General features: G+C 30.7%; 18 protein-coding genes and 1 tRNA gene. 16 read left to right on the top strand and 3 right to left on the bottom strand.

Features of this window, described 5'->3' with window-relative positions:
• Nucleotides 1-195 precede the first annotated feature (195 nt).
• Together B3040_RS17500 and B3040_RS17505 are read left to right on the top strand one after the other, a co-directional pair.
• Nucleotides 196-1,929: an ABC transporter ATP-binding protein gene (locus tag B3040_RS17500; RefSeq protein ID WP_291576160.1), complete on the top strand. Its 1,734-nt coding sequence runs from the start codon at nt 196-198 to the stop codon at nt 1,927-1,929.
• On the top strand, nt 1,889-3,691 hold the full coding sequence (locus B3040_RS17505) for an ABC transporter ATP-binding protein (protein ID WP_291576162.1): 1,803 nt from the start codon (nt 1,889-1,891) through the stop codon (nt 3,689-3,691). The genes B3040_RS17500 and B3040_RS17505 overlap by 41 nt, the downstream gene beginning before the upstream one ends.
• Nucleotides 3,692-3,853: 162 nt before the next feature.
• On the opposite strand, the gene B3040_RS17510 is transcribed toward B3040_RS17505, so the two are convergent.
• Nucleotides 3,854-3,927 (bottom strand) — tRNA-Gly (locus tag B3040_RS17510).
• Nucleotides 3,928-4,247: 320 nt separating this feature from the next.
• On the opposite strand from B3040_RS17510, the gene B3040_RS17515 reads away from it, so the two are divergent.
• Nucleotides 4,248-5,912, top strand: a complete 1,665-nt coding sequence (locus B3040_RS17515; protein ID WP_291576165.1) for a ribonuclease J — start codon at nt 4,248-4,250, stop codon at nt 5,910-5,912.
• 232 nt (nt 5,913-6,144) lie between these two features.
• Here B3040_RS17515 and B3040_RS17520 read toward each other — a convergent pair whose 3' ends face one another.
• Nucleotides 6,145-7,014: a LysR family transcriptional regulator gene (locus tag B3040_RS17520; RefSeq protein WP_291576167.1), complete on the bottom strand. Its 870-nt coding sequence runs from the start codon at nt 7,012-7,014 to the stop codon at nt 6,145-6,147.
• A 335-nt stretch (nt 7,015-7,349) separates the two neighbouring features.
• Here B3040_RS17520 and B3040_RS17525 point away from each other — a divergent pair, with 335 nt between their 5' ends.
• The gene (locus B3040_RS17525; RefSeq protein ID WP_291576169.1) at nt 7,350-7,847 is read left to right on the top strand and encodes an AbrB family transcriptional regulator; all 498 of its coding nucleotides are present in this window, start codon (nt 7,350-7,352) and stop codon (nt 7,845-7,847) included.
• Between the two features lie 195 nt (nt 7,848-8,042).
• Here the strand turns inward: B3040_RS17525 and B3040_RS17530 are convergent, their stop codons facing one another.
• Nucleotides 8,043-8,735: a response regulator transcription factor gene (locus tag B3040_RS17530; protein WP_291576171.1), complete on the bottom strand. Its 693-nt coding sequence runs from the start codon at nt 8,733-8,735 to the stop codon at nt 8,043-8,045.
• Between the two features lie 334 nt (nt 8,736-9,069).
• Between B3040_RS17530 and B3040_RS17535 the strand changes: the two genes are divergently transcribed.
• From B3040_RS17535 to B3040_RS17590, 12 genes are all read left to right on the top strand, one after another.
• A complete protein-coding gene (locus B3040_RS17535) occupies nt 9,070-11,277 on the top strand; it encodes a sensor histidine kinase (protein ID WP_291576199.1) in 2,208 nt (735 codons plus the stop codon).
• Nucleotides 11,278-11,644: 367 nt separating this feature from the next.
• On the top strand, nt 11,645-12,943 hold the full coding sequence (locus B3040_RS17540) for a CitMHS family transporter (RefSeq protein WP_291576174.1): 1,299 nt from the start codon (nt 11,645-11,647) through the stop codon (nt 12,941-12,943).
• Nucleotides 12,944-13,219: 276 nt separating this feature from the next.
• Nucleotides 13,220-13,903, top strand: coding sequence for a GntR family transcriptional regulator (locus B3040_RS17545; RefSeq protein WP_291576176.1), 684 nt, complete (start codon nt 13,220-13,222; stop codon nt 13,901-13,903).
• A gap of 9 nt (nt 13,904-13,912) precedes the next feature.
• Nucleotides 13,913-14,788: a triphosphoribosyl-dephospho-CoA synthase CitG gene (gene citG, locus B3040_RS17550; protein WP_291576178.1), complete on the top strand. Its 876-nt coding sequence runs from the start codon at nt 13,913-13,915 to the stop codon at nt 14,786-14,788.
• Between the two features lie 385 nt (nt 14,789-15,173).
• A complete protein-coding gene (gene citC, locus B3040_RS17555; RefSeq protein ID WP_291576181.1) occupies nt 15,174-16,217 on the top strand; it encodes a [citrate (pro-3S)-lyase] ligase in 1,044 nt (347 codons plus the stop codon).
• 18 nt (nt 16,218-16,235) lie between these two features.
• A complete protein-coding gene (citD, locus tag B3040_RS17560) occupies nt 16,236-16,535 on the top strand; it encodes a citrate lyase acyl carrier protein (RefSeq protein WP_291576183.1) in 300 nt (99 codons plus the stop codon).
• The gene (citE, locus tag B3040_RS17565) at nt 16,535-17,434 is read left to right on the top strand and encodes a citrate (pro-3S)-lyase subunit beta (RefSeq protein ID WP_291576185.1); all 900 of its coding nucleotides are present in this window, start codon (nt 16,535-16,537) and stop codon (nt 17,432-17,434) included. Before citD ends, citE begins: the two co-directional genes overlap by 1 nt.
• Complete coding sequence (gene citF / locus B3040_RS17570) at nt 17,424-18,971, top strand: citrate lyase subunit alpha (protein WP_291576187.1); 1,548 nt, start codon at nt 17,424-17,426, stop codon at nt 18,969-18,971. Before citE ends, citF begins: the two co-directional genes overlap by 11 nt.
• Nucleotides 18,972-19,233: 262 nt before the next feature.
• Nucleotides 19,234-20,664, top strand: coding sequence for an oxaloacetate decarboxylase subunit alpha (locus tag B3040_RS17575; RefSeq protein WP_291576189.1), 1,431 nt, complete (start codon nt 19,234-19,236; stop codon nt 20,662-20,664).
• Between the two features lie 30 nt (nt 20,665-20,694).
• Complete coding sequence (locus B3040_RS17580) at nt 20,695-21,222, top strand: hypothetical protein (RefSeq protein ID WP_291576191.1); 528 nt, start codon at nt 20,695-20,697, stop codon at nt 21,220-21,222.
• A gap of 168 nt (nt 21,223-21,390) precedes the next feature.
• The gene (locus B3040_RS17585) at nt 21,391-21,795 is read left to right on the top strand and encodes a biotin/lipoyl-containing protein (RefSeq protein WP_291576193.1); all 405 of its coding nucleotides are present in this window, start codon (nt 21,391-21,393) and stop codon (nt 21,793-21,795) included.
• A gap of 123 nt (nt 21,796-21,918) precedes the next feature.
• A partial coding sequence (locus B3040_RS17590; RefSeq protein WP_291576195.1) for a sodium ion-translocating decarboxylase subunit beta occupies nt 21,919-22,245 on the top strand: 327 nt, incomplete at its 3' end.

Consider the following 22,245-nt stretch of genomic DNA (forward strand, 5'->3'; position numbering starts at 1 on the left):
TGAATAATATGACTTAAGACAATAAAAGAAATATTTTGAAAAATATCATTTTCAACATTGATATTTTACCTTCATATTAATTATACTATTAGTATAGTATAAATTTATTTTTTATTTTTATCTAATATAGTGAATTTTTTACTCATATGGTTCACTATATTAGACATTTATTTACAACAGGTTAGGGGGCAGCGGATGGGAAAAAAAATTATAATGGACTTTATTAAAAATCATAAAGTTTCTTATATTATTGGCATTGGATTTATGTTTCTAACTGCATATATTCAATCTCTCTTCCCAACAGTACTAGGGGAAGCTATTGATGTATTAAAAATTAATGGCTTTAGCTTTAATGAAGTAAAGCTAAAGGTAATGTACATGCTGTTTATTGCAATTGGTGCTTTTATAACAACCTATGCTTGGAGAAATTTTATAGTAGCAAATGCAAGGAGTCTTGAATGTCATCTGAGAGAAAAGTTGTATGATCATCTCCAAATATTATCACAAGAGTTTTACAATAAAAGAAAAACTGGTGATTTAATTGCCTATGCCATTAATGATATTTCTGCAGTAAGAATGACATTTGGACCTGCAACAGCCATGACTATAAATGGTATAGTTATATGTGCTATTTCTATTTATTTGATGTGCATTACTATAAATTGGAGGCTTACTTTAATTACCTTACTACCCATACCCTTCATTGTTATTTTTATGATGAACATTGGGAAGAAGGTTCAGAAAAGATTTAAAATAGTACAAGAAAATTTTGCAGCTATTTCTGATAAGGTACAAGAAAACATTAATGGAATTAGAGTAATTAAGGCCTATGTTCAAGAAGAATATGAAAGCAAAAATTTTGAAAAGTTAAATATTGAGATGATGGATTCTAATCTAAAAATGATTAGGGTTTCTGCGTTGCTTTCACCTTTCATCGAAATTGCCTTTAGTATAAGCTTTGCTACTAACTTAATTGTCGGTGGAAACATGGTTTTGGTAGGAAGTATATCTCTTGGGGACTTTATTGCATTTAATGGATATTTAACTATGATTATGAAGCCGATTAATTCAATTGGACGAGTTATAACCATATTTCAAAGAGGTGTGGCTTCTCTGAAAAGACTTAATGAGGTCTTCGATGTAGAACCGGAAATAAAAGATGGGAAAATCTGTATAGATAAACCTCTTAAAGGTGAGATAGAATTTAGGGACTTAAGTTTTTCCTATCCAAATTCAAAGGAAAATTCTATTGAAGAGATAGGGTTCAAAATCCCTCAAGGAAGTACTGTGGGGATTTTAGGTAAGACTGGCTCTGGCAAAACCACATTGGTAAATTTGCTATTAAAACTTTACAATGTAGAGGATAAAAAAGTATTTATAGATGGCATAGATATAAACGAGTATTCTCTTAAGGCACTAAGAGAAGGCGTTGGGTATGTGCCTCAAGAGAATTTTCTATTTTCAGCATCTATAAAAGATAATATTAAGTTTTTCAAAGATACCTATAAAGATATTGAAGTTGAGGAAGCAGCAAAGATTAGTTCTATATATGAGAGTATTGTAACTTTTCCAAAGGGGTTTGATACCATATTAGGAGAGCGAGGAGTAAATCTATCTGGTGGACAAAAGCAAAGGATTTCCATTGCTAGAGCTGTAATAAAAAATCCATCCATACTGATTCTTGATGACTCTCTTTCTGCTGTAGATACAGTAACTGAGTCAAGAATACTAAAAAATTTAAAAAAATTCAGGAAAGATAAGACTACTTTAATAATCGCACATAGGATATCAGCAATAAAGGATGCGGATTATATTATAGTTCTTAAAAATGGAAAAATATATGAACAAGGACATCATAATGAACTTATAAAGAGGGGAGGAATATATTATGAAACCTATATGGAGCAATATAAAGACTCACGACAATAATTCTAATAGTAAAAGTTATAAGATCCATAGTTTAAAAAGGCTTTTGGCATTAACTCTCCCTCACTTTAAAAAAATAGGATTAGCAGCTCTATGTGTATTGCTTGTAAATGCAGCCGAACTTATAAAACCTTATATCTTAAAGTTAGTTATTGATGATTTTTTAATAAATAAGGCACCTCAGTCTATGTTTTACTCAATTACTTCCATGGGAATTTTGTATTTTCTTATCGTTGCTTTAGGAGGAATGTTCTCATTTTCCCAAGTAAACTTTATAAATAGTGCAGCCCAGGAAATTATGAAAGACCTAAGAACTAGAGTATTTAATACAATTCAGCTACTACCATTATCATACCTTGATAAAACCTCATCAGGAAGACTGATTACAAGAGCAACAAATGATGTTGCGGCTTTAAGTGAAATGTATACTGATGTAATTATTAATTTGTTTAAAGATGTATTTTTATTAATTGGTATTGTATATGCAATGGCAATGCTAGATATTAAATTAGCTTTAATTTCAATTTCTTTGGTACCCATAATGTTTTTGTTTGTTTTCTTACTAAAAAATAAAATTAAAAATAATTTTTCTAAGATGAAAAGTTTAATTGGAAGAATAAATGGCTTTATGGCTGAGAATATATCAGGAATGAAAATCATTCAAATATTTAGAGGGGAAAAAGAAAAAAAACAGGAATTTTTAAAGTTAAATGGTGAGTATTTTAAGAGTACTTTGTTTCAAGTAAGGATGAATAGTATATTAAGACCTGCTTCAGATGTGTTTCAAAGTATTTCTGTGGCAATTTTAATTTGGTATGCTATGGGAAAAATATATAATCAAACCTTGGAAATTGGAGTGCTTTACGCTTTTACAACCTATATTAAACAATTTTTTAATCCAATATCAGATTTAGCAGATAACTACACCACTATACAATCAGCATTGGTTTCTGCAGATAGAATTTTTGAATTATTAGATGAGGAAGATACCCTTGAAAATTTAGATCTAGGGAGGTCCATGGAGTATATAAATGGAGATATAGAGTTTAGAAATGTTTGGTTTTCTTACAATGCGACGGATTGGATATTAAAAGATGTTAGTTTTACTATAAAAAGGGGTGAAACCGTTGCCTTTGTAGGTGAAACAGGAGCAGGAAAAACTACTATAATAAGTCTCATAAGTGGATTTTATCCTATTCAAAGAGGGGAAATATTAATAGATGGTGTAAATATAAATGAAATAAGAAAGAAAGACTTGAGAAGAAATATTTCAGTAGTGTTGCAAGATGTATTTTTGTTCTCAGGTGACATAGCAAAGAATATATCATTAAATGATAATATTGATATTGAGATTATAAATAAATCTTTAGAAATAACCTGTGCTTTAGAATTTGTAAACAATCTACCACAGGGTATATATTCTCCAGTTATGGAGAGAGGTAGCACTTTTTCAGCTGGGGAAAAGCAATTACTATCCTTTGCTAGAGCTTTAGCTCATAAACCCTCTATATTTATTTTAGATGAAGCTACAGCAAATATTGATACCCATACTGAGAAGTTAATTCAACAGGTTATTGAAAAGGTATCAAAACACAGAACTACCTTAATCATTGCACATAGACTTTCTACTATTAGAAATGCAGATAAAATTATAGTTTTAAGTCATGGTAAAATTGTGGAAATGGGGAGTCATAATGAATTAATAAAAGGCAAAGGGTATTATAAAAGCATGATTGAAGGAAATAGTTTTAAGGAAGTTATATAGTAAAGGATAATATAAGTAAATAAAGTCATGTGCTAAATAATTTAATAATAAAGGTGTAAACATTAATGCTGTAGTCAGATTTAGAGAAGAAATTAAAAAATGTGTAAAAATACAAAAAATTAAAAGCCATCACAATGAAGGCTTTTGATTTTTTAAAATTATTGGAGCAGGTGAAGGGAATCGAACCCTCGCCATTAGCTTGGGAAGCTAATGTACTACCATTATACTACACCTGCATGAATTATTTTGATTAAGTTAACGGTAGCTTGGACACAATTTAATTATAGCATATATCCATAAAATGTAAAGCTATTTCTATAAACTATAAAAAAATAATTTTAAAATTTTAATTAAGTTATTATCAGAGGTTGAAAGTTTCGTGGAAGAAAAGTTGAAATAAAAATAAACATTATTAGTAGTAAAAGAATTAAAATTGCAACTATAACATAAAATAAAATAAAAGTTATAGGTTGATTTTAAAAATGAATACTTTAAATAGTATTTTGTGAAAAATGAAATAAAAATTATTTAATAAAAAACTAAAGAGGTGAAAAAAGTGGAGGAAAATGGAAATGTAAAAATTATTCCCTTAGGAGGGCTTGGAGAAATAGGAAAGAATATAACAGCCTTTGAGTATAAGGATGAAATTATCGTTATAGACTGTGGCATATCCTTTCCAGAAGAAGAGATGTATGGTGTTGATTTAGTTATTCCAGACATCACTTATTTACTAAATAATAAAGAAAAGGTTAAAGCAATTTTTATTACTCATGGTCATGAGGATCATATTGGGTCTTTGCCTTATATTTTGAAACAACTTAATGTTCCAGTGTATGGCACTAGGTTAACTTTAGGGATAATTGAAAATAAACTTAAGGAACATGATATACTACAAGAATGTAAGCTTAATGGAGTAGAAGCAGGACAGATAGTCAAATTGAAAAATTTAAATGTGGAATTTATAAGAAATACTCATAGTATAGCAGATTCTTGCTCTATTGCAATTCACACACCAGTAGGAATTATATTACATACTGGAGATTTTAAGATAGATTATACACCAATTGATGGAAAAGTTATGGATTTAGAACGAATATCAGCTCTTGGAAGAAAAGGCGTACTTCTTCTAATGGCTGACAGTACTAACGTACAACGGCAGGGACACACAATATCTGAGCGGTCCATAGGAGAAACTTTAAATAGAGTTATTTCTGGAGCAAGAGGAAGAGTTATAGTAGCTACCTTTGCTTCAAACATCCATAGAATGCAGCAAATAATAAATGCTTCAATGCAATATGGTAGGAAAGTAGCTTTTAGCGGTAGAAGTATGGAGAATATATCACAAGTAGCTATGGAGCTTGGATATCTCCATATACCTGAAGGTCAAGTTATAAAAACTGAGGAAATATATGATTATCCTAATGAAAAAGTTACTATAATTACAACTGGAAGTCAGGGAGAGCCTATGGCTGCACTAGCGAGAATAGCTTTTTCTACCCATAGAAAGATTAAGTTAGAACCAAATGACTTGTTTATTATTTCGGCCTCACCAATTCCAGGAAATGAAAAACTCATTTCAAGAGTAATTAACGAATTATTTAGAAAAGGTGCAGATGTAATTTATGAAGATTTAGAAGAAGTTCACGTTTCAGGTCATGCTTATCAAGAAGAATTAAAACTGATTCATACTTTAGTGCATCCGAAGTTCTTTATGCCTGTTCATGGAGAGTACAGACATCTGAAACATCATACCGAGCTTGCGGTAAAATTGGGAATGAATAGAGAAGATATCTTTGCTTTAGAGACTGGGGATGTATTAGAAATATCAGAAAATGAAGCAAAGGTAACTGGAAAGGTAAAAACTGGGTCCGTATTTGTAGATGGTATTGGAGTTGGAGATGTAGGCACTGTAGTTCTAAGAGATAGAAAACACTTAGCTCAAGATGGAATGGTTACAGTGGTTGCAACTATAGAAAAAGAATCCTTTAGTCTTATTGCTGGTCCAGATATAATTACAAGAGGGTTTGTATACGCTAAGGAGTCAGAAGAATTGATTAATGAAATAAAAGAAATAGCAAGAATAGAGCTTGAAAGCTGCTTAGATAGAAAGATTATTGAGTGGTATGTTTTAAAAGCTAATATGAAGTCAGCTATTGAAAAGTATTTATTTGAGAAAACTAAGAGAAGGCCAACTATACTACCAATTATCATGGAAATTTAAAAAAGGTATTTTAGTCAGTAGAGTAAATTTGATTTTAGTAAGTGTGAGAGCGGTTTTATTAGATAATAGGCATGGAAAGAGAATTAAAGATAAGGTTTTCAATGTCAAAAATGCAAATAACTATAGTGCTTTTGGCTTAAAGTGCTATAGTTATTTATTATAAATATTAATTTTTTTTATAAAATATTATTAGAACAATATAAAAGCTTCAAGTTATTGGTGAAAATAACCATCATATATCTTGTAAATCAAAATTTTTAATGAAATTAACAAATGCGTTAACTACATTTAAATTTAAAACTTCCTTTTCGTAAAACAACCAAGTTTTTCTTATTATAGGAGTTCCGTTTTTATTAATCAAATTAATTATGTGTAAATCATTTAAATTACTTACCACAAGCCTAGGCATAATTCCATAACCTAGGTCATTGATGACCATTTCCTTACAAGTTTCAAGTTGATCAACATTCATACTTACTAATGGACCGCTAGTAAAGTTGTCAGCCCACCAATTGTCAATTAATGACTTTAATAAATGATCTGTTTGATAATCTATTCTAGGAAGGTTAGGAAGATTTTCTAACTCGATGTTATTTTTTGAAACAACACATATATTCTCTTCGAACAATAGGTGTTTTTCGCACTTCCAGTTATAATCTCCTCGAACAAAACCAAGATGAATATCTTTATTAGCCAACATGTTAACTATATCGCTACTCCAATCTGTAATTATTTTAAACTCAACTTTAGGATATTTAGTTTTAAAAAGTTTTAATAAAGCGGGAAGCTTGTGTTTCATCATAAAACGAGATACGCCTAGTTTCAATGTTCCTACCACATCATTATCCATATTCCAAAGGGTTTCTTTTGCTTTTTCTATTTTTAGTAATATCTCATTAGCACATTGATATAAGTATTCTCCTTGAGGGGTAAAGCATACACCTCTTCTTCCTCTTGTTACAATATTTACACCAAACTCTTTTTCCATTTGTTTTAGCCTATTAGTTAGTGCTGGTTGGGAGATATATAAAGTTTCAGCGGCTTTAGTTATATTTTTTTTATCATATAAAACTTTAAGAATAAGCCAGTCTCTATTGTCCATTTCCTTCCTCCAATTTAGGTATAAGATTTTTTTATGGTTATTTATAATAAAATATTATTTTATTTATTTCTAATAATATACTAAACTTAATATAAATTGGTCAAGGACTAAGGTTATTTAGTTCATTAGTATCCATAGAATTTTTTTATAAACTTATTATGCTGAAAATTAGGTTTGAAGTGTTGTATCATATTAATAAGACATTAATAAACCACTATTATATTATGTGGTTACTTCATTCTAGATAAAGGACTAAAATGATTTTATCTATTTTGTTGTATAGGTTAGAATTGAAGAACATTAATGATTTTAGTTGTTAGAAAAGGGGATTAGTTATGGAAAAGATAATATATACGTTAGTTATTGCAGCTGTTGGTGGTTATATAGGAATTAAGCTAAAGATACCTGCAGGAGCACTGATTGGGGCAATGGTATTTGTAGCTGCCTATAATATAAAAACCTCACAAGGTTATATACCAAGAGATTTCAAGTTAGTAGCGCAGATTGTTGTTGGGGGAATGCTTGGATTAAACTTTAATATGGAAGCCATATCAGCATTGAAGAAATTGATATTGCCCTCTATTGTGTTGGTGATTGGATTAACTATATTTAGTTTATTGTTAGGAATTTTAATACATAAAATTACGGGTCTAGATTTAGTTACTGCCTTATTCAGTAGCTCCCCAGGAGGACTTACTGATATGTCACTATTGTCTGAAGCATATGGAGCTCAGACACATATAGTAGCATTGATGCATCTAATACGACTTACCACAGTAATAACTATTTTTCCAATAATAATTAAGTTTTTAAAAGAGCATTTTTTATCCTGAAATCCATAAAGACACAATGTATTTAATATGAGATTAAGGAATGTTTTTACTTAGGTTTATAATTTATATTTAATGCTTGAAGCATATTTCTTCGATTCTAAGGACAGTAAGGAGTAGTTTAAGAAATATATTTACAATAAGTAAAATAAAATTATAAGAAGCTAGTGCTTACATTGAAAAAAGTAAGCACTAGCTCTAAATAGAAAATTGATATCCAATTCCCCAAATAGTTTTAATATACTTAGGTTTGCTAGGATTATCTTCGATTTTATTTCTTAAATATTTCATGTAAACCATAATGCTATTATAGTCCACATCATTATTATTCCATATATTTTCATAAAGTTCTTCCTTGGTAAACACTTGATTCGGATTTTCCATAAAGAATTTTATAAGCTTAATTTCTTTTGAAGATAACTTTATTTCTAAATCATTTTTATAAAATTTATAACCATTTAAATCAAATCTAAAAGGCCCATGAACTAAACTCATAGCGAAAGTATTTTTGTTTAAAATTTCTTCACGTCTTTTGAGTTGAGATTTTACTTGAGCACCAAGGACTGAAGGGCTGAAAGGTTTTGTTATATAACTATCCGCGCCAATGTTTAATCCTCGGATAATATCTTCATCTTCTCTTTTTCCACTGAGAAATATAATTGGTAATTGTAAGTTGGAATTTCTAATAGTTTGAGCAACTTCATAACCAGAGATTCCATCCATCAATATATCTAATATAATTAAGTCAAAGTCAGTATTAGCTACCATTTCAAGCCCTTCCTCGCCGTTTTCTGCTTGATAAACTAACATACCCTCCAAAGTAAGAGTTCTGTAGATTAGTTTTCTAATAGCTTCTTCATCTTCTACAATAAGAATTTTTGCTTTTCCCATATTTCCTCCATAATGCTAATAACTTACACAAGGTAAGTATATAAACTATTTAGAATTAAATTTATATAAAGAATTTAAGCTAATTATAATAAATAATATGCAAGAAAATCAATATCATTTTATAGATAAGAGATTATTAATCCTAAAGCAAAAGCATTGTTGTGAATTAAATTGCAATTTGGTATATTGTTTTTAAACTTATTATTTGCTCTTCTTTGCATTTAATGCTTGAGTATAAATAATTAATACAATTAATTATACTTATAATTAAAATGTAAATAAGCAATGCATAATATAAATAATTAATTCTTTGGAGGTACTACTGGTGATTACAATGCTAAAAGGAAAAAATTTAACAAGAAAAAAGAAAATAAGACTATTAGTTGGAATTATACTAGTAATTATTCTAAGTACACTGACTTATTTTACATATAGGCAATACGAGAAGACAATTGTATTACAACAGCAGCAAAATATGCTTGGAATTTCCAGGTCTATATCACGGAGCATAGAGCTATTTATCAATGACATTAAAGATAGCATGAAAATTATTACCTTAGATACTGAACTTATTGGGAAAGCCTCTCTTATAGAAAAGGAAAGTTATAGCGTAAAACTGAAGGCCTATTATGAAGCTCAGAAAGAATCTATTGATGGAGTTTATATTTTTGATAAAGATGGAAAAATGGTTACTAAATATCCAGAGGATCCAAGGACTATAAAAAATCATGTTCAAGCAAATGTTGATTATGTTATTTCTAGTAAGAAAGCCTATATTGCTAATCCTTATTTAGATGAAGAAAAAAATGAGTTTATGCTGTATATTTATGAGCCAATTTTCAATGAAAATGACTTTAAAGGAGTATTATCTGTAAGCATAAGCCTTGATGCTATTTATAATAAATTGATTCGACCAGTAAAAATTGGAGAAAAGGGATACGCACTGGTTAAGGATCAGTATGGAATTATAATAATGCATAATGTAAAAGAACAAGTTGGTATGGATGTTATTGAAACAAGAAAGCATTTATATCCAGAATTAGACTTTAAAGAATTAGAAGAACTCATTGATGCGCAACTTGAGGGAGAAGAAGGAACAGCTATTTATCATTCTTATTGGTGGGCGGAAAGTTCACTAAAAAAAGCAAAGAAACTGAATGCATATACCCCTGTGAGATTAGGTGATTATTTTTGGGTAGTAGCATTAACCATGTCTTATGATGAAGTACAAGAACCTATTAATAAATTTTTAGGACAGATTATAATAATTGCTATTTTAATAACTGTTATTATATCAATATTTATAACTATTCTCATTAAAATGAAAAAAAATAAAGAGGAACTAGAAAAAGAAACAAAGTATTTAAAGATGCTAAATGAAGCCTCAGAGCAACTTAGGGAGAAGGAAGCTGAAATATATCATTCTAATAAACTTAAAATGGTAGGAACCTTTGCAGGAGGAATAGCACATGATATCAATAATTTATTGACGCCAATATTAGGCTATTCAGAACTTCTACTTATGAGGTTACCTAAGGATAGTGAATATTATGAGGATGTGGAAGAAATATTGAAAGCTTCTGAGAAAGGTAAGGATCTAATTGAACAGATTTTAGTATTTAGCAGAAATGATAAGAACATAACTAAAGTAGAGCCTATTAATATAAATCAGGTTACTAAAGAAACTGTAAAGCTTATTAAGACAGTTATTCCTAAGAATATAATAATTAAAGAGAATATACAAGAAAATTGTGGTTACGTAGATGCAAATTTCACTCATATCCACCAAGTTATATTTAATTTATGCACTAATGCATATCAAGCAATAAAACACATGGATGGAGTATTAGAAATATCATTAAAAAGAGTGGAAGGCACAGGGCTAAATAAGGTAAGAAAGGATTCCTTTTATGCAGAGTTAGTAATTAAAGACAACGGCTGTGGAATGGATGAAGAAACTCAACAACGAATATTTGAACCTTTTTTTACTACAAAAACTGTTGGTGAAGGTACGGGGTTGGGATTATTCGTAGTTAAAAATATAGTAGATAAATACGGAGGCATAATAACTGTTGAAAGTGAATTAGGAAAAGGAAGTTTTTTTAAAGTATATTTGCCTTTAATTTATGTGAAGCAAGAATATAATGATATCAAAGCAGAGGAATCTTATGAGGGACAAAAGATTTTAATTGTTGATGATAATGAAAAGGTTATTAAGGTGTTAAAAAAAGGGTTAGAACACCTAGGTTACTGTGTAGTTTCAGAAACAGACCCTACAAAAGCTTTAGAAGTAATCAAATATAATTATAAAAATATAGATTTAGTTATTACTGATTATATGATGCCAAACATTAGTGGAAGTGAATTGGCATATAAAATTAAGGATATAGAAAAAAATATTCCTATAATACTTATCAGTGGATATATGGATGAAAATCAAATGGACATAGATAAAGATATAAAAGTAGATGCTTATATTTCCAAACCTATAGAAATTAGTAAACTATCAAAAATAATAAAAAAACTATTGGTTAAATCATAAATAGTATTTTATATCTTACAAAGAATTAAAAGTTTATGAGTGGTTTGATATGATAAAAAATGTGAAACTCCATATTTTTCCAACCGTAAAATAAATTTTAAGAACATTTAAATTTATTCTTAAGACTACTTTTAAGCTTACAAGTTTAAGTAAATTAAATATGTAAAAAAATAGAAAATACTATTTTAAGATTATTTTAAGATTACTTTAATATTACTTTAAGAATTTAAAAAAAATTACAAAAATTGAAGGAAAATAACAAAAAACTTGTTGAATTTAAAAAAATAAGTATATATAATGAACTTAATCTAGCTAGAGAATTTAAGTATAGTTTAAAAACGTTTACAAATTTACGGAGGTGTATATTATGTTAGCTATATTAGGTTATGGAATAGTACTTACTTTTATGATTTTAATTATGACAAAAAGAATGACAGCATTTACTTCTCTTATTGTCGTTCCAGTTATATTTGCTATATTTGGTGGATTCGGTTTGAATATTGGAAAGTTTGCACTTACAGGGATAAAAGGTGTTGCGCCAACAGCCTCAATGCTTCTATTTGCAATCCTTTTCTTTGGAATTATGATTAATGTTGGATTATTTGACCCACTTGTTAATGCAATTGTAAAGTTTGTTAAGGGTGATCCAGTAAAAGTCCTTGTTGGAACTGCAATACTAGCTGCAGTAGTATCAGTAGATGGGGATGGCTCAACAACTACAATGATAGTATGTTCAGCTTTACTACCAGTTTATAAAAAGCTTAAAATCAAACCTCTTTACTTAGCTACAATAATAATAATGCAAAACTCAATAATGAATCTTTTACCATGGGGGGGCCCAACTGCTCGTATAATGTCTGCTTTAAAAATTGAAGGATCAGACATATTAAGACCTCTTGTTCCAGGAATGATAATTGCAATAATTTATGTTATAGGGGTTGCTTATTATCTAGGGTTAAAAGAACGTAAAAGACTTGGAGTTGTACAAGTTACAAATGACACTTTAGCTGAAATGTCTGCAACACTAAGTGATGAAGAGAAAGAACTTAAGAGACCAAAGCTAATATGGGTTAACTTTATATTAACCATTCTAGTTATGTATACTTTAATTGCTGGAAAGGTACCTGCGGCTGTAATTTTTGAAGTTGGAGTAGCCTTAGCACTTATTATCAACTATCCTCACTTAAAGACACAAAGACAGCTTATAGAAATTCATGCTGGAAATGCTATACAAGTTATTGTTATGGTACTTGCAGCTGGAGTATTTATGGGAATACTAACAGAAACAAAAATGGCAGAAGCTATTGCTCTAAACTTAGCATCAATAGTACCTAAATCCTTTGGAGCTCACTGGTCACTAGTTACAGCAATAATTAGTATACCGGGAACATTCTTATTATCAAATGATGCCTTTTATTTTGGTGTATTACCTGTACTAGCAGAAACAGGAGTAGCTTATGGGTTCACACCATTACAAATAGGTATAGCTTCAACAATGGGACAAGCATTCCATTTGTTAAGTCCACTAGTAGCTTTCATATATCTGTTACTTCAATTAACAGAAGTGGATATGGGAGAGTGGCAAAAACATTCAGCTATATGGTCAATAGGCACATTTATAATTTTTGTATTAGCTGCAGCAATTACAGGAGCTATGCCACTATAGAATAATAGTCAACTATTAAATAATTAAGTTTTTAATAAAAAAGTTCCTCTGGGAGCTTTTTTTATTGTAATTTTAAAAATAAATGTGTTTAAATATAAATAGTATCTCACTTATATAGTGTTCAATATAATACATTGTAAACTTTACTGATTAGTCAAGGTTATATTTACTTTTTATTAATAATGAAGACTAAAAGCTATAGATATTTTCAATAAGGTTGGGTAAAATTTATAATGAGTTATCTTAACATTTAGCAATGTGGAGAGGAAGATTTATATGACAAATTATATGGATGAATTTGTTAAAAGTACAAATTTTCATCAGAATAAACCAATTAGGGAAATAGTATATGAAAGTTTAAGAAATACAATTATAAGCGGTAAAATTCCTGTTGGGGAAAGAATTGTGGAAAAGGAGTATGCAGAAAGATTAAATATTAGTAGAACTCCAGTTAGGGAAGCTCTAAGAGCGCTAGAAATTGAAGAGCTTGTAGAATATATACCACGAGTAGGAGTTGTAGTAAAAAGGATTACAATGGAAGATGTATTCGAAATATATAAAATTAGGCAACACCTAGAAGTATTGGCTGCAATTAGTGCTATGGATAACATTACTGATGAGGAAATTAATGAAATAGAAGAGCTGCTTACTATCACAGAAGAAAAGAATGCTGAAGGAGATATAAATGAGGTCATTAGACTTTTTGGGGTGTTCAATCAAAAAATTTATGAAGCTAGTAAAATGAAAAGACTCACAAGTATGATTAGTAAACTCAATGAATATCTACAACGATTCAGAAACATTTCTATATCGGATAATCTTAGAAGAGAATCAGCATTAAAGGATCATAGAGAAATTTTGAGGGCAATTATAGTGAAAGATAAAAATGGAATTGAAAATATTATCAAAAATCATCTAGAGAAATCACTTGAAGTAGTGGCTTTAGAAATTAGAGAGTAGGTCAAGATTATGGAAACTAAAGAATCAATTGCACATTATATTGCAATGCTAGCACAAAGAGCTATACTTTATGAAGTTAGTACTACTCCTAAACCTGGCCTTGTGGATTGTAATAATTCAGGTTCCCATAAGGATATGAATTTTTTTACATTTATGGCTAGCAGTTCAGCATTATATAAAGGTATGTATGAGTGTACACTAGAGGGAATGTACTTTAAGGAAAAGGACAAGACAAAGCTTCTAGATAGTATAAGAGGCCCCGGAATCCAGTGCGAAGAAGCTATGTTTAAAGCAACAAATGGAGTAAATACACATAAAGGAATTATTTTTTCCCTTGGAATTATATGTGCAGTAGCAGGTTATTTATATGGGAAATCTAGCAAACTTGAATTTCAAATTGCCGAAATTTGCAATGAGGTTAAGGCGGTTTGCAGGGGGCTCTCAAATAAAGACTTTCAGCATATTTCAAAAAAGAATAACCTAACTCACGGAGAGCGTTTATATAAAGAGTATGGCTTTAAAGGAATAAGGGGAGAGGTAGAGAGTGGATTTTCAACGATTGAGCACACCTCTATGGCAGTTTTGGCTAAGTGGAGCACTGATAAGGATCTCAATATAAATGATTTATTTTTACAAATGCTTATAAGTATAATGACTAGAAGTGAAGATACCAATATAGTTACTAGGGGCGGTTTGGAGAGTCTCAAATATGTAATGGACAGTTCAAACTCATTTTTACAATCAGGAGGAATGTATCAAGAAAATGCAAAAGAAAAACTTGAACAGATGAATAGTTTATTTATTCAAAAGAACATAAGTCCAGGGGGTTCAGCAGATTTGCTAGCTGTGAGTATTTTATTAGGTATGCTATCAGGACTAATTTAACTAGGCTATGAAGGGGTGATTTTTTCAAGCTCATCAGGGGAATTAACATTAGGCAGTAAAACTTTGGCATGTGTAAAATGTCCTGCTAAAGTTGTTGTACAAAATTGAACTGTTAATTATTTAATAAGAAAATTATAAAGTGAAATATTAAAATGAGGAATTAATCAATAATGGTTAATTCCTCATTTTATTTAAAACAAGAGAGGATTAGGGAGGAACTGTAAAAAAGAACATTAAAAATACACGAAAAACACTTAAAAAACTTGGGGATGCAGTTAACCTCACTTATAATTAACTTATAAATCACGTAAACTTTCATTAGTAAATGTGGTAAAGAGTGAAATTTTAGCTATGCATCAATTGGAGAAAGGAAGCGAGAAAGTATATGGATTATGGGATAGTGGAACAAAGAATTTTCTTGCAAGATATCCAAGAAAAAAGAGTTTTAGAAGAATTCTTAAGGAGTGAGGGAATAAAACTAGATAAAAATTTAGAGTATACAGTAGGGATTTATGATAATCATAAACTCATAGCTACAGGTTCCTTTTATAAAAACACTCTAAGGTGCTTAGCTGTAAATTCCAAGTACCAAGGTTTAGGGATACTGAACAAAGTGGTATCTAATTTATTGAATGAACAATACATAAGAGGATATGATCATATTTTCCTTTATACCAAATGCAATACTGCAGAATTTTTTAGCTACTTGGGGTTTCATGAAATAGTTAAAATTGATGGATTAGCAGTTTTTATGGAAAACAAATACCGTGGTGTGAAAAGTTATTCTGAAAAATTATCAAAGCTTAAAGTAGAAGGAGATGCTATAGCTAGTATAGTTATGAATGCAAATCCTTTTACCTTAGGTCATTTATATCTTATTGAAAAAGCTGCTAAAGAAAATAATATTGTTCATGTATTTGTAGTGTCAGAAGAGGCTTCAGTAATTCCTTCTGAAGTTAGATATGAACTAATTAAAAAAGGAACAGAGCATTTAAGGAATGTAATCATTCATAAAGCAGGACCTTACATTATTTCAAGTGCTACTTTTCCATCTTATTTTGTAAAAGATGACAACGCTGCGGTGGAAGTTCACGCTAGGCTAGATTTGGAAGTGTTTAAAACATATATAGTTCCTGCCTTAGGAATTAAAAGTAGGTACGTAGGAGAAGAGCCTTATTGTGAAGTTACGAAAACCTATAATAATATAATGAAGAATAGTCTTGAAGCAGAGGGGATACAGTGTAACATTGTGCCAAGATTAGAATCTTATAATAAGCCAATTAGTGCATCAAGAGTTAGAGAGTTAATAAGAAGTAATAACATAGAAGGAATTAAGGACATAGTTCCAAAGTCCACTTACGAGTATTTTATATCTGAAGAAGCAAAACCAATAATAAATAAAATTAAAATAAATTTAGGAAGACATTAAATAACAGAGGTGAATTATATGGAAATTATTAAAAGTTCAATGGCTGGAACTGTAGAATCTAGTGATATTCTTATAATGCTTGAACCAAAAGAAGAAAGTGGAATAGAAATTCAGCTGAAAAGTTCAGTGGAGAAACAATTTGGTAAGCAGATTAGAAAAGTAATATGTGATACTTTAGAAAAGTTAGAGGTACAAAATGTAAAGATTACAGCAACAGACAAGGGAGCTTTAGATTGCACAATAAGGGCAAGAGTGCAAAGTGCTGTTTTTAGAGCTGCCGGAATTAAAGAAAACTTTGATTGGGAGGTAATTGACTAATGGAACGTTTAAGAAGAACTATGATGTTTGTTCCTGGAAGCAACCCAAGTATGATAAAAGAAGCTTATATATATGGGGCAGATTCTATAATGTTTGACCTTGAAGATGCAGTTGCAGTAACTGAAAAGGATTCCGCAAGATTTTTAGTTTATAATGCCTTGAAGACTGTAGATTATGGAAGTACTGAATTAGTTATAAGAATCAACGGATTAGACACACCATTTGGAAAAGACGATATAGAAGCTGCGGTTAGAGCAGGAGTAGATGTAATCAGACTTCCTAAAACTGAAAGAAAAGAAGATATTTTAGCAGTTGAGGAAGTTATTGAAGCAGTTGAAAGAAAAATTGGTAGAGAAATAGGCTCAACAAAGATGATGGCTGCAATAGAAAGCCCTATTGGAGTTATTAATGCTTATGAAATTGCATCTTCAAGTAAGCGTCTTATAGCTATTGCCCTTGGTGCAGAAGATTATGTTACAAATATGAAAACAAAGAGATATGCAAATGGACTAGAATTATTAGGTGCAAGAACTCAAATAATAATTGCTGCAAGAGCTGCGGGTATTTATGCCATAGATACGGTTTATACAGAGGTTGATAACGAAGAAGGCTTTAAGAATGAAGTGGAGCTTATAAAACAACTAGGATTTGATGGAAAGTCAGTAATTAATCCAAGGCAAATACCTTTAGTAAATCAAGTTTATACACCTTCACCTGATGAGATTAAGAAATCTCTTAATGTAATTCGAGCTGCAAAGGAAGCAGAAGAAAGGGGCTTAGGCGTTATTTCTCTTAATGGAAAAATGATTGATAAGCCTATTGTTGATAGGGCAGAGAGAGTACTTCAATTAGCGACCGCTGTAGGTTTGTACAAGGAGGAAGTTGAAGATGAAAAATAGTATAGGCAGAGAAATTCCAGATGAAATATTAATGATTAATAACCCTAGGAAGAGAGAAGTTTATCTAGGGGAGTTTGAAAAGAACGAGGAAGTTATAACTATCGGCAGACGTGTTGAACCTGTAAAGCCAGAAGACACAAAATTATTAGCTAGTATAGAGGAAGCAATCCTGAAATCAGGACTTAAAGATGGTATGACTATATCCTTCCACCATCATTTCCGTGAAGGGGATTATATATTAAATATGGTGGTAGATACCATTGCAAAGCTTGGAGTAAAAAATTTAACCCTAGCCTCAAGTTCTTTGGGGAGTGTTCATGCACCAATAATTGAGCATATCAAAAATGGTGTAATCTCTAAGATAACTACTAGCGGTCTAAGAGGACAACTTGCTGAAGAAATCTCTAGAGGATTAATGAAGGAACCAGTAGTAATTAGATCTCATGGTGGAAGAGCAAGAGCTATAGAAGCTGGAGATATAAAAATAGATGTTGCATTTTTAGGAGCACCTTCTTCTGACGAGTACGGAAACGCTAGTGGGTCAAGAGGTAAAGCTAACTGTGGATCTTTAGGATATGCTAAGGTAGATGCAAAGTATGCTGATAAGGTAGTTATAATTACGGACTGTTTAGTGGAATTTCCAAACATGCCTGCAAGTATTGATCAAAGAGATGTGGATTATGTTGTAAAGGTAGATGAAATAGGTAATCCATCTGGTATAGCATCAGGTGCCACTAGATTCACCAAAAATCCTAAAGAGTTACTCATTGCTGAATATGCTAGCAAAGCAATAATTGAATCAGGATATTTTAAAGATGGATTCTCCTTCCAAACAGGAACAGGAGGCTCTACACTAGCAGTAAGCAGATTTCTTAGAAATGAAATGCTAAAACAAAATATAACTGCAAGCTTTTCACTTGGTGGAATAACAAAACCAATGGTTGAAATGCATGAAGAAGGACTAATTAAAAATATCTTTGATGTGCAAGGTTTTGATTTAAGTGCTGTGGATTCCATAAGTAAAAATCCTATGCATCATGAAATAGATGCATCCTTTTATGCAAACCCACACAATAAAGGATGTATTGCTAACAAGTTGGATGTGGTGGTTTTATCTGCACTAGAAATTGATACAGATTTTAATGTAAATGTTCTTACAGGCTCAGATGGAGTTTTAAGGGGAGCTTCTGGTGGACATTGTGACACTGCGGCAAGTGCAAAATTAACCATGATTGTTGGACCTCTTATCAGAGGAAGAATACCAACTGTAGTTGATTCAGTAAATACAGTGATAACTCCAGGGGATAGCATTGACTTAGTTGTTACAGAGCTTGGTATGGCAATCAATCCTAAGAGAACAGATTTAATAGATCAATTTAAAAACAGCGACATACCTGTATATACAATTGAGGAACTAAAAAATAAGGCAGAATCCATTGTAGGTACTCCAGATAAAATTCAATATGAAGATGAAGTAGTTGCGATAGTTGAATATAGAGATGGAACAATTATAGATGTTGTAAGAAAATTAAAATAACCTAATTATAGGTAAACAAAAGGTTAGTGTATCCATTATAGGGCAGATATTTAAGGAAAGACTAAAAGTTTAAGTAAAGACCTCCAATAATTATATGTGCATATAATCTTTAAAAAGCTTTTTATAAAGGTTCATACTTTAATATTTTGGCATGCTTAATGGATCACAACCTTAAATAAGAAAGTATAGTATAGTTATTAGAAAATCTATGAAATTTAAACTTTAATTTCATAAGGATATTTTATATTAGGGAGTGACAAAAGTGAACCCAATAAAAATTACAGAAACAGCACTAAGAGATGGACATCAATCGCTTATTGCAACTAGATTAACAACTGATGAAATACTACCCATTTTAGAAAAGATGGATAAGGCTGGTTACTATGCGTTAGAAGTTTGGGGAGGAGCAACCTTTGATGCTTGCCTTCGTTTTTTAAATGAAGATCCCTGGGAAAGGTTAAGAGAAATTAGAAAAGTAGTAAAAAATACTAAACTCCAAATGCTGTTAAGAGGACAAAACCTTTTAGGGTATAAGCATTATGCAGATGATGTAGTAGAAACTTTTATTAAAAAATCTGTGGAAAATGGAATAGATATTATTAGAGTATTTGATGCTTTAAATGATTTAAGAAATTTAGAAACTTCCATAAAGGTTATAAAAAAAACAGGGGCACATTGTCAATGTGCAATAAGTTACACAACTAGCAAAGTTCATAATTTAGACTATTATGTAAAACTAACTAAAGATATGGAAAGTTTAGGAGCAGATTCTATTTGTATTAAGGATATGGCAGGGATCTTAACTCCAAACTCAGCTTATGAATTAGTAACAAGATTAAAGGAAGTATTAAACATTCCAATAGAACTTCATACTCATTGTACTAGTGGAATTGCCTCAATGACATATTTAAAGGCTGTAGATGCAGGGGTAGATATTATAGACACAGCTATTTCACCTTTTTCAGAGGGGACTTCACAACCAGCAACAGAATCAATGGTGGTTACCTTAAAAGAAGGTAATAGGGCTCCGGAATTAGATATAAACTTATTAAGCGAAATAGCGGATTACTTTAAGCCAATTAGAGAAAAGTATAGAGAAAATGGAATATTAAATCCAAAGGTTATGGATGTTGAACCAAATACCTTAACTTATCAGGTGCCAGGTGGAATGTTATCAAACCTTCTTTCCCAATTAAAAACTCAAGGTGCTAGTGATAAATATGAAGAAGTACTGAAAGAAATTCCAAGAGTAAGAGAAGACTTAGGGTACCCACCACTAGTTACACCACTAAGCCAAATGGTTGGAACTCAAGCAGTGTTCAACATTTTAGCAGGAGAAAGATACAAGATGGTTCCAAAAGAAATTAAAGAGTATGTTAAAGGGTTGTATGGAGCTTCACCTGCACCAATTAGTAAAGAAATAAAAGAAAAAATTATTGGGAATGATGAAGTAGTAACAAGAAGACCGGCAGATCTACTTGAGCCAGAGATGGAAAAATATAAGAAAGAAGTTGGAGAACTAGCTACATCTTTAGAAGATGTATTATCCTATGCATTATTTCCACAAGTGGCAAAGAAGTTTTTTGAAGAAAGATTACAAGAAAAAGTAGTAGCAGCTGATGTAGAGAAGAAAACTGAAAATAAATCAGAAAGCAGCCAAGAAGAGGTTCACTATATTACTGTAACTATGTAATTATTCATTAATTAAAGGTGGTGGAATACCATGGGAAGCTCTATAATTTCAAAGTTCTTTGACTTTTTATTTAGTAAAAATAGAAAGTTAGAAGAGGAAAATAAAGAAAATAGCACAGAAAAAATAGCTAAGAAACTTAATTATTTAAGTGATGAAATTGAAGAAGAAGATAAATTAGTGGTAGCTATAGCAGCATCTATTATGGCGGGGAAGGACAAGCCTAATTCACACTTTCATATATCTAAAATAACTAAAGTCACCCCAAATTATTTAGGTACTTCATTTCAAAAGGGTAATTACGAAATAGCTGAAGAAGATAAATTAGTAGTAGCTTTAGCCGCGTCTGTCATGGCAGGAAAAGACAAACCAAACTCTCGTTTTCATATATCAAGAATAGCTAGAGTTGACAATAATTATTTAGAACCTGAGTTTCAGAGTGGTAATTATGTTATAGCTGAAGAAGAAAAACTAGTAGTAGCTTTGGCAGCATCTATCATGGCAGGAAAGCACAAACCAAACTCACATTTTCATATATCAAAAATAACTAGAGTAATTTAAAATTATCTTATAATTGAGATATAAAAGGGCATGTGAGTCTGTATTTCTTTGACGTGAGGTTTTCAGAAGCTATTAAAGGAACTTAATTTATCAATTACTATTAAATAAAAACTATAGATGATAAAAATAATTTACTAAATGTAGATAAAAGGAAGGGATTAAAGTAATATGAAAAAATATGTTATAAAATTAAATGGCAAGGTTTATGAAGTAGAAATGGAAGAAGTTACAGGAGAAACAAGTGCTGCCTACGAAAAAATAAGCACTGCATCTCAAAATAGCATACAACAAAATAGTGTTCAACAAAGTAATGCACCTGAAAATAATGCTGCACAAAGTAGTGGATCGCAAAATGCAGAAGGTGAAATTCTAGACGCCCCTATGCCTGGAAATATTATTAATGTTGCAGTAAAAGTTGGAGATACAGTTAAAAAAGGTCAGTTGATAATTGTATTAGAAGCAATGAAGATGGAGAATGAAATAGTTTCACCAAAAGATGGAATAATAACTTCAGTAGCAGTTTCAAAAGGACAAAGCGTAAATGCAGGAGATGCTCTAGTTAAAATTAGTTAAAATACTTAGAGCAAAACCAAAGTACAGCATAGTTTTAAAGCTTTTATTTCAAATAGGTTGTTATTAAAGTATTATTATCAAATAAAGTATTACATATAAATTTAAAATAGGAGGCAAGTTTTTATGGATTTTCTACTAAGAGGAGTAACCTCCATAACAATTCAGCAAGTTATAATGTGGGTTATTGGAGCAGTACTTATTTATCTTGCAGTTAAAAAGGATTTCGAACCAGCACTATTATTACCAATAGGCTTTGGTGCAATTCTTGTGAATATTCCTTTCTCAGGAGCAATAACACAGATTATTGGAGGACATGAGGAAATAGGAATAATAGATAATTTATTCAGTATGGGAATTGCAAACGAATTATTTCCATTAATTTTATTTATTGGTATCGGAGCAATGATAGACTTTGGACCCCTTTTAACAAACCCTAAGATGTTATTATTT

This window comes from Clostridium sp. UBA4548, from assembly GCF_002387895.1.
Lineage (GTDB): Bacteria > Bacillota > Clostridia > Clostridiales > Clostridiaceae > Clostridium_J.

Excerpts from the sequence above, each read along its gene's own strand:
- B3040_RS17500 (WP_291576160.1), top strand. The coding sequence starts at position 196 with ATGGGAAAAAAAATTATAATGGACTTTATTAAAAATCATAAAGTTTCT.
- B3040_RS17505 (WP_291576162.1), top strand. The coding sequence starts at position 1,889 with ATGAAACCTATATGGAGCAATATAAAGACTCACGACAATAATTCTAAT.
- B3040_RS17520 (WP_291576167.1), bottom strand. The coding sequence starts at position 7,014 with ATGGACAATAGAGACTGGCTTATTCTTAAAGTTTTATATGATAAAAAA.
- B3040_RS17525 (WP_291576169.1), top strand. The coding sequence starts at position 7,350 with ATGGAAAAGATAATATATACGTTAGTTATTGCAGCTGTTGGTGGTTAT.
- B3040_RS17530 (WP_291576171.1), bottom strand. The coding sequence starts at position 8,735 with ATGGGAAAAGCAAAAATTCTTATTGTAGAAGATGAAGAAGCTATTAGA.
- B3040_RS17535 (WP_291576199.1), top strand. The coding sequence starts at position 9,070 with ATGCTAAAAGGAAAAAATTTAACAAGAAAAAAGAAAATAAGACTATTA.
- B3040_RS17540 (WP_291576174.1), top strand. The coding sequence starts at position 11,645 with ATGTTAGCTATATTAGGTTATGGAATAGTACTTACTTTTATGATTTTA.
- B3040_RS17545 (WP_291576176.1), top strand. The coding sequence starts at position 13,220 with ATGACAAATTATATGGATGAATTTGTTAAAAGTACAAATTTTCATCAG.
- citG (WP_291576178.1), top strand. The coding sequence starts at position 13,913 with ATGGAAACTAAAGAATCAATTGCACATTATATTGCAATGCTAGCACAA.
- citC (WP_291576181.1), top strand. The coding sequence starts at position 15,174 with ATGGATTATGGGATAGTGGAACAAAGAATTTTCTTGCAAGATATCCAA.
- citD (WP_291576183.1), top strand. The coding sequence starts at position 16,236 with ATGGAAATTATTAAAAGTTCAATGGCTGGAACTGTAGAATCTAGTGAT.
- citE (WP_291576185.1), top strand. The coding sequence starts at position 16,535 with ATGGAACGTTTAAGAAGAACTATGATGTTTGTTCCTGGAAGCAACCCA.
- citF (WP_291576187.1), top strand. The coding sequence starts at position 17,424 with ATGAAAAATAGTATAGGCAGAGAAATTCCAGATGAAATATTAATGATT.
- B3040_RS17580 (WP_291576191.1), top strand. The coding sequence starts at position 20,695 with ATGGGAAGCTCTATAATTTCAAAGTTCTTTGACTTTTTATTTAGTAAA.
- B3040_RS17585 (WP_291576193.1), top strand. The coding sequence starts at position 21,391 with ATGAAAAAATATGTTATAAAATTAAATGGCAAGGTTTATGAAGTAGAA.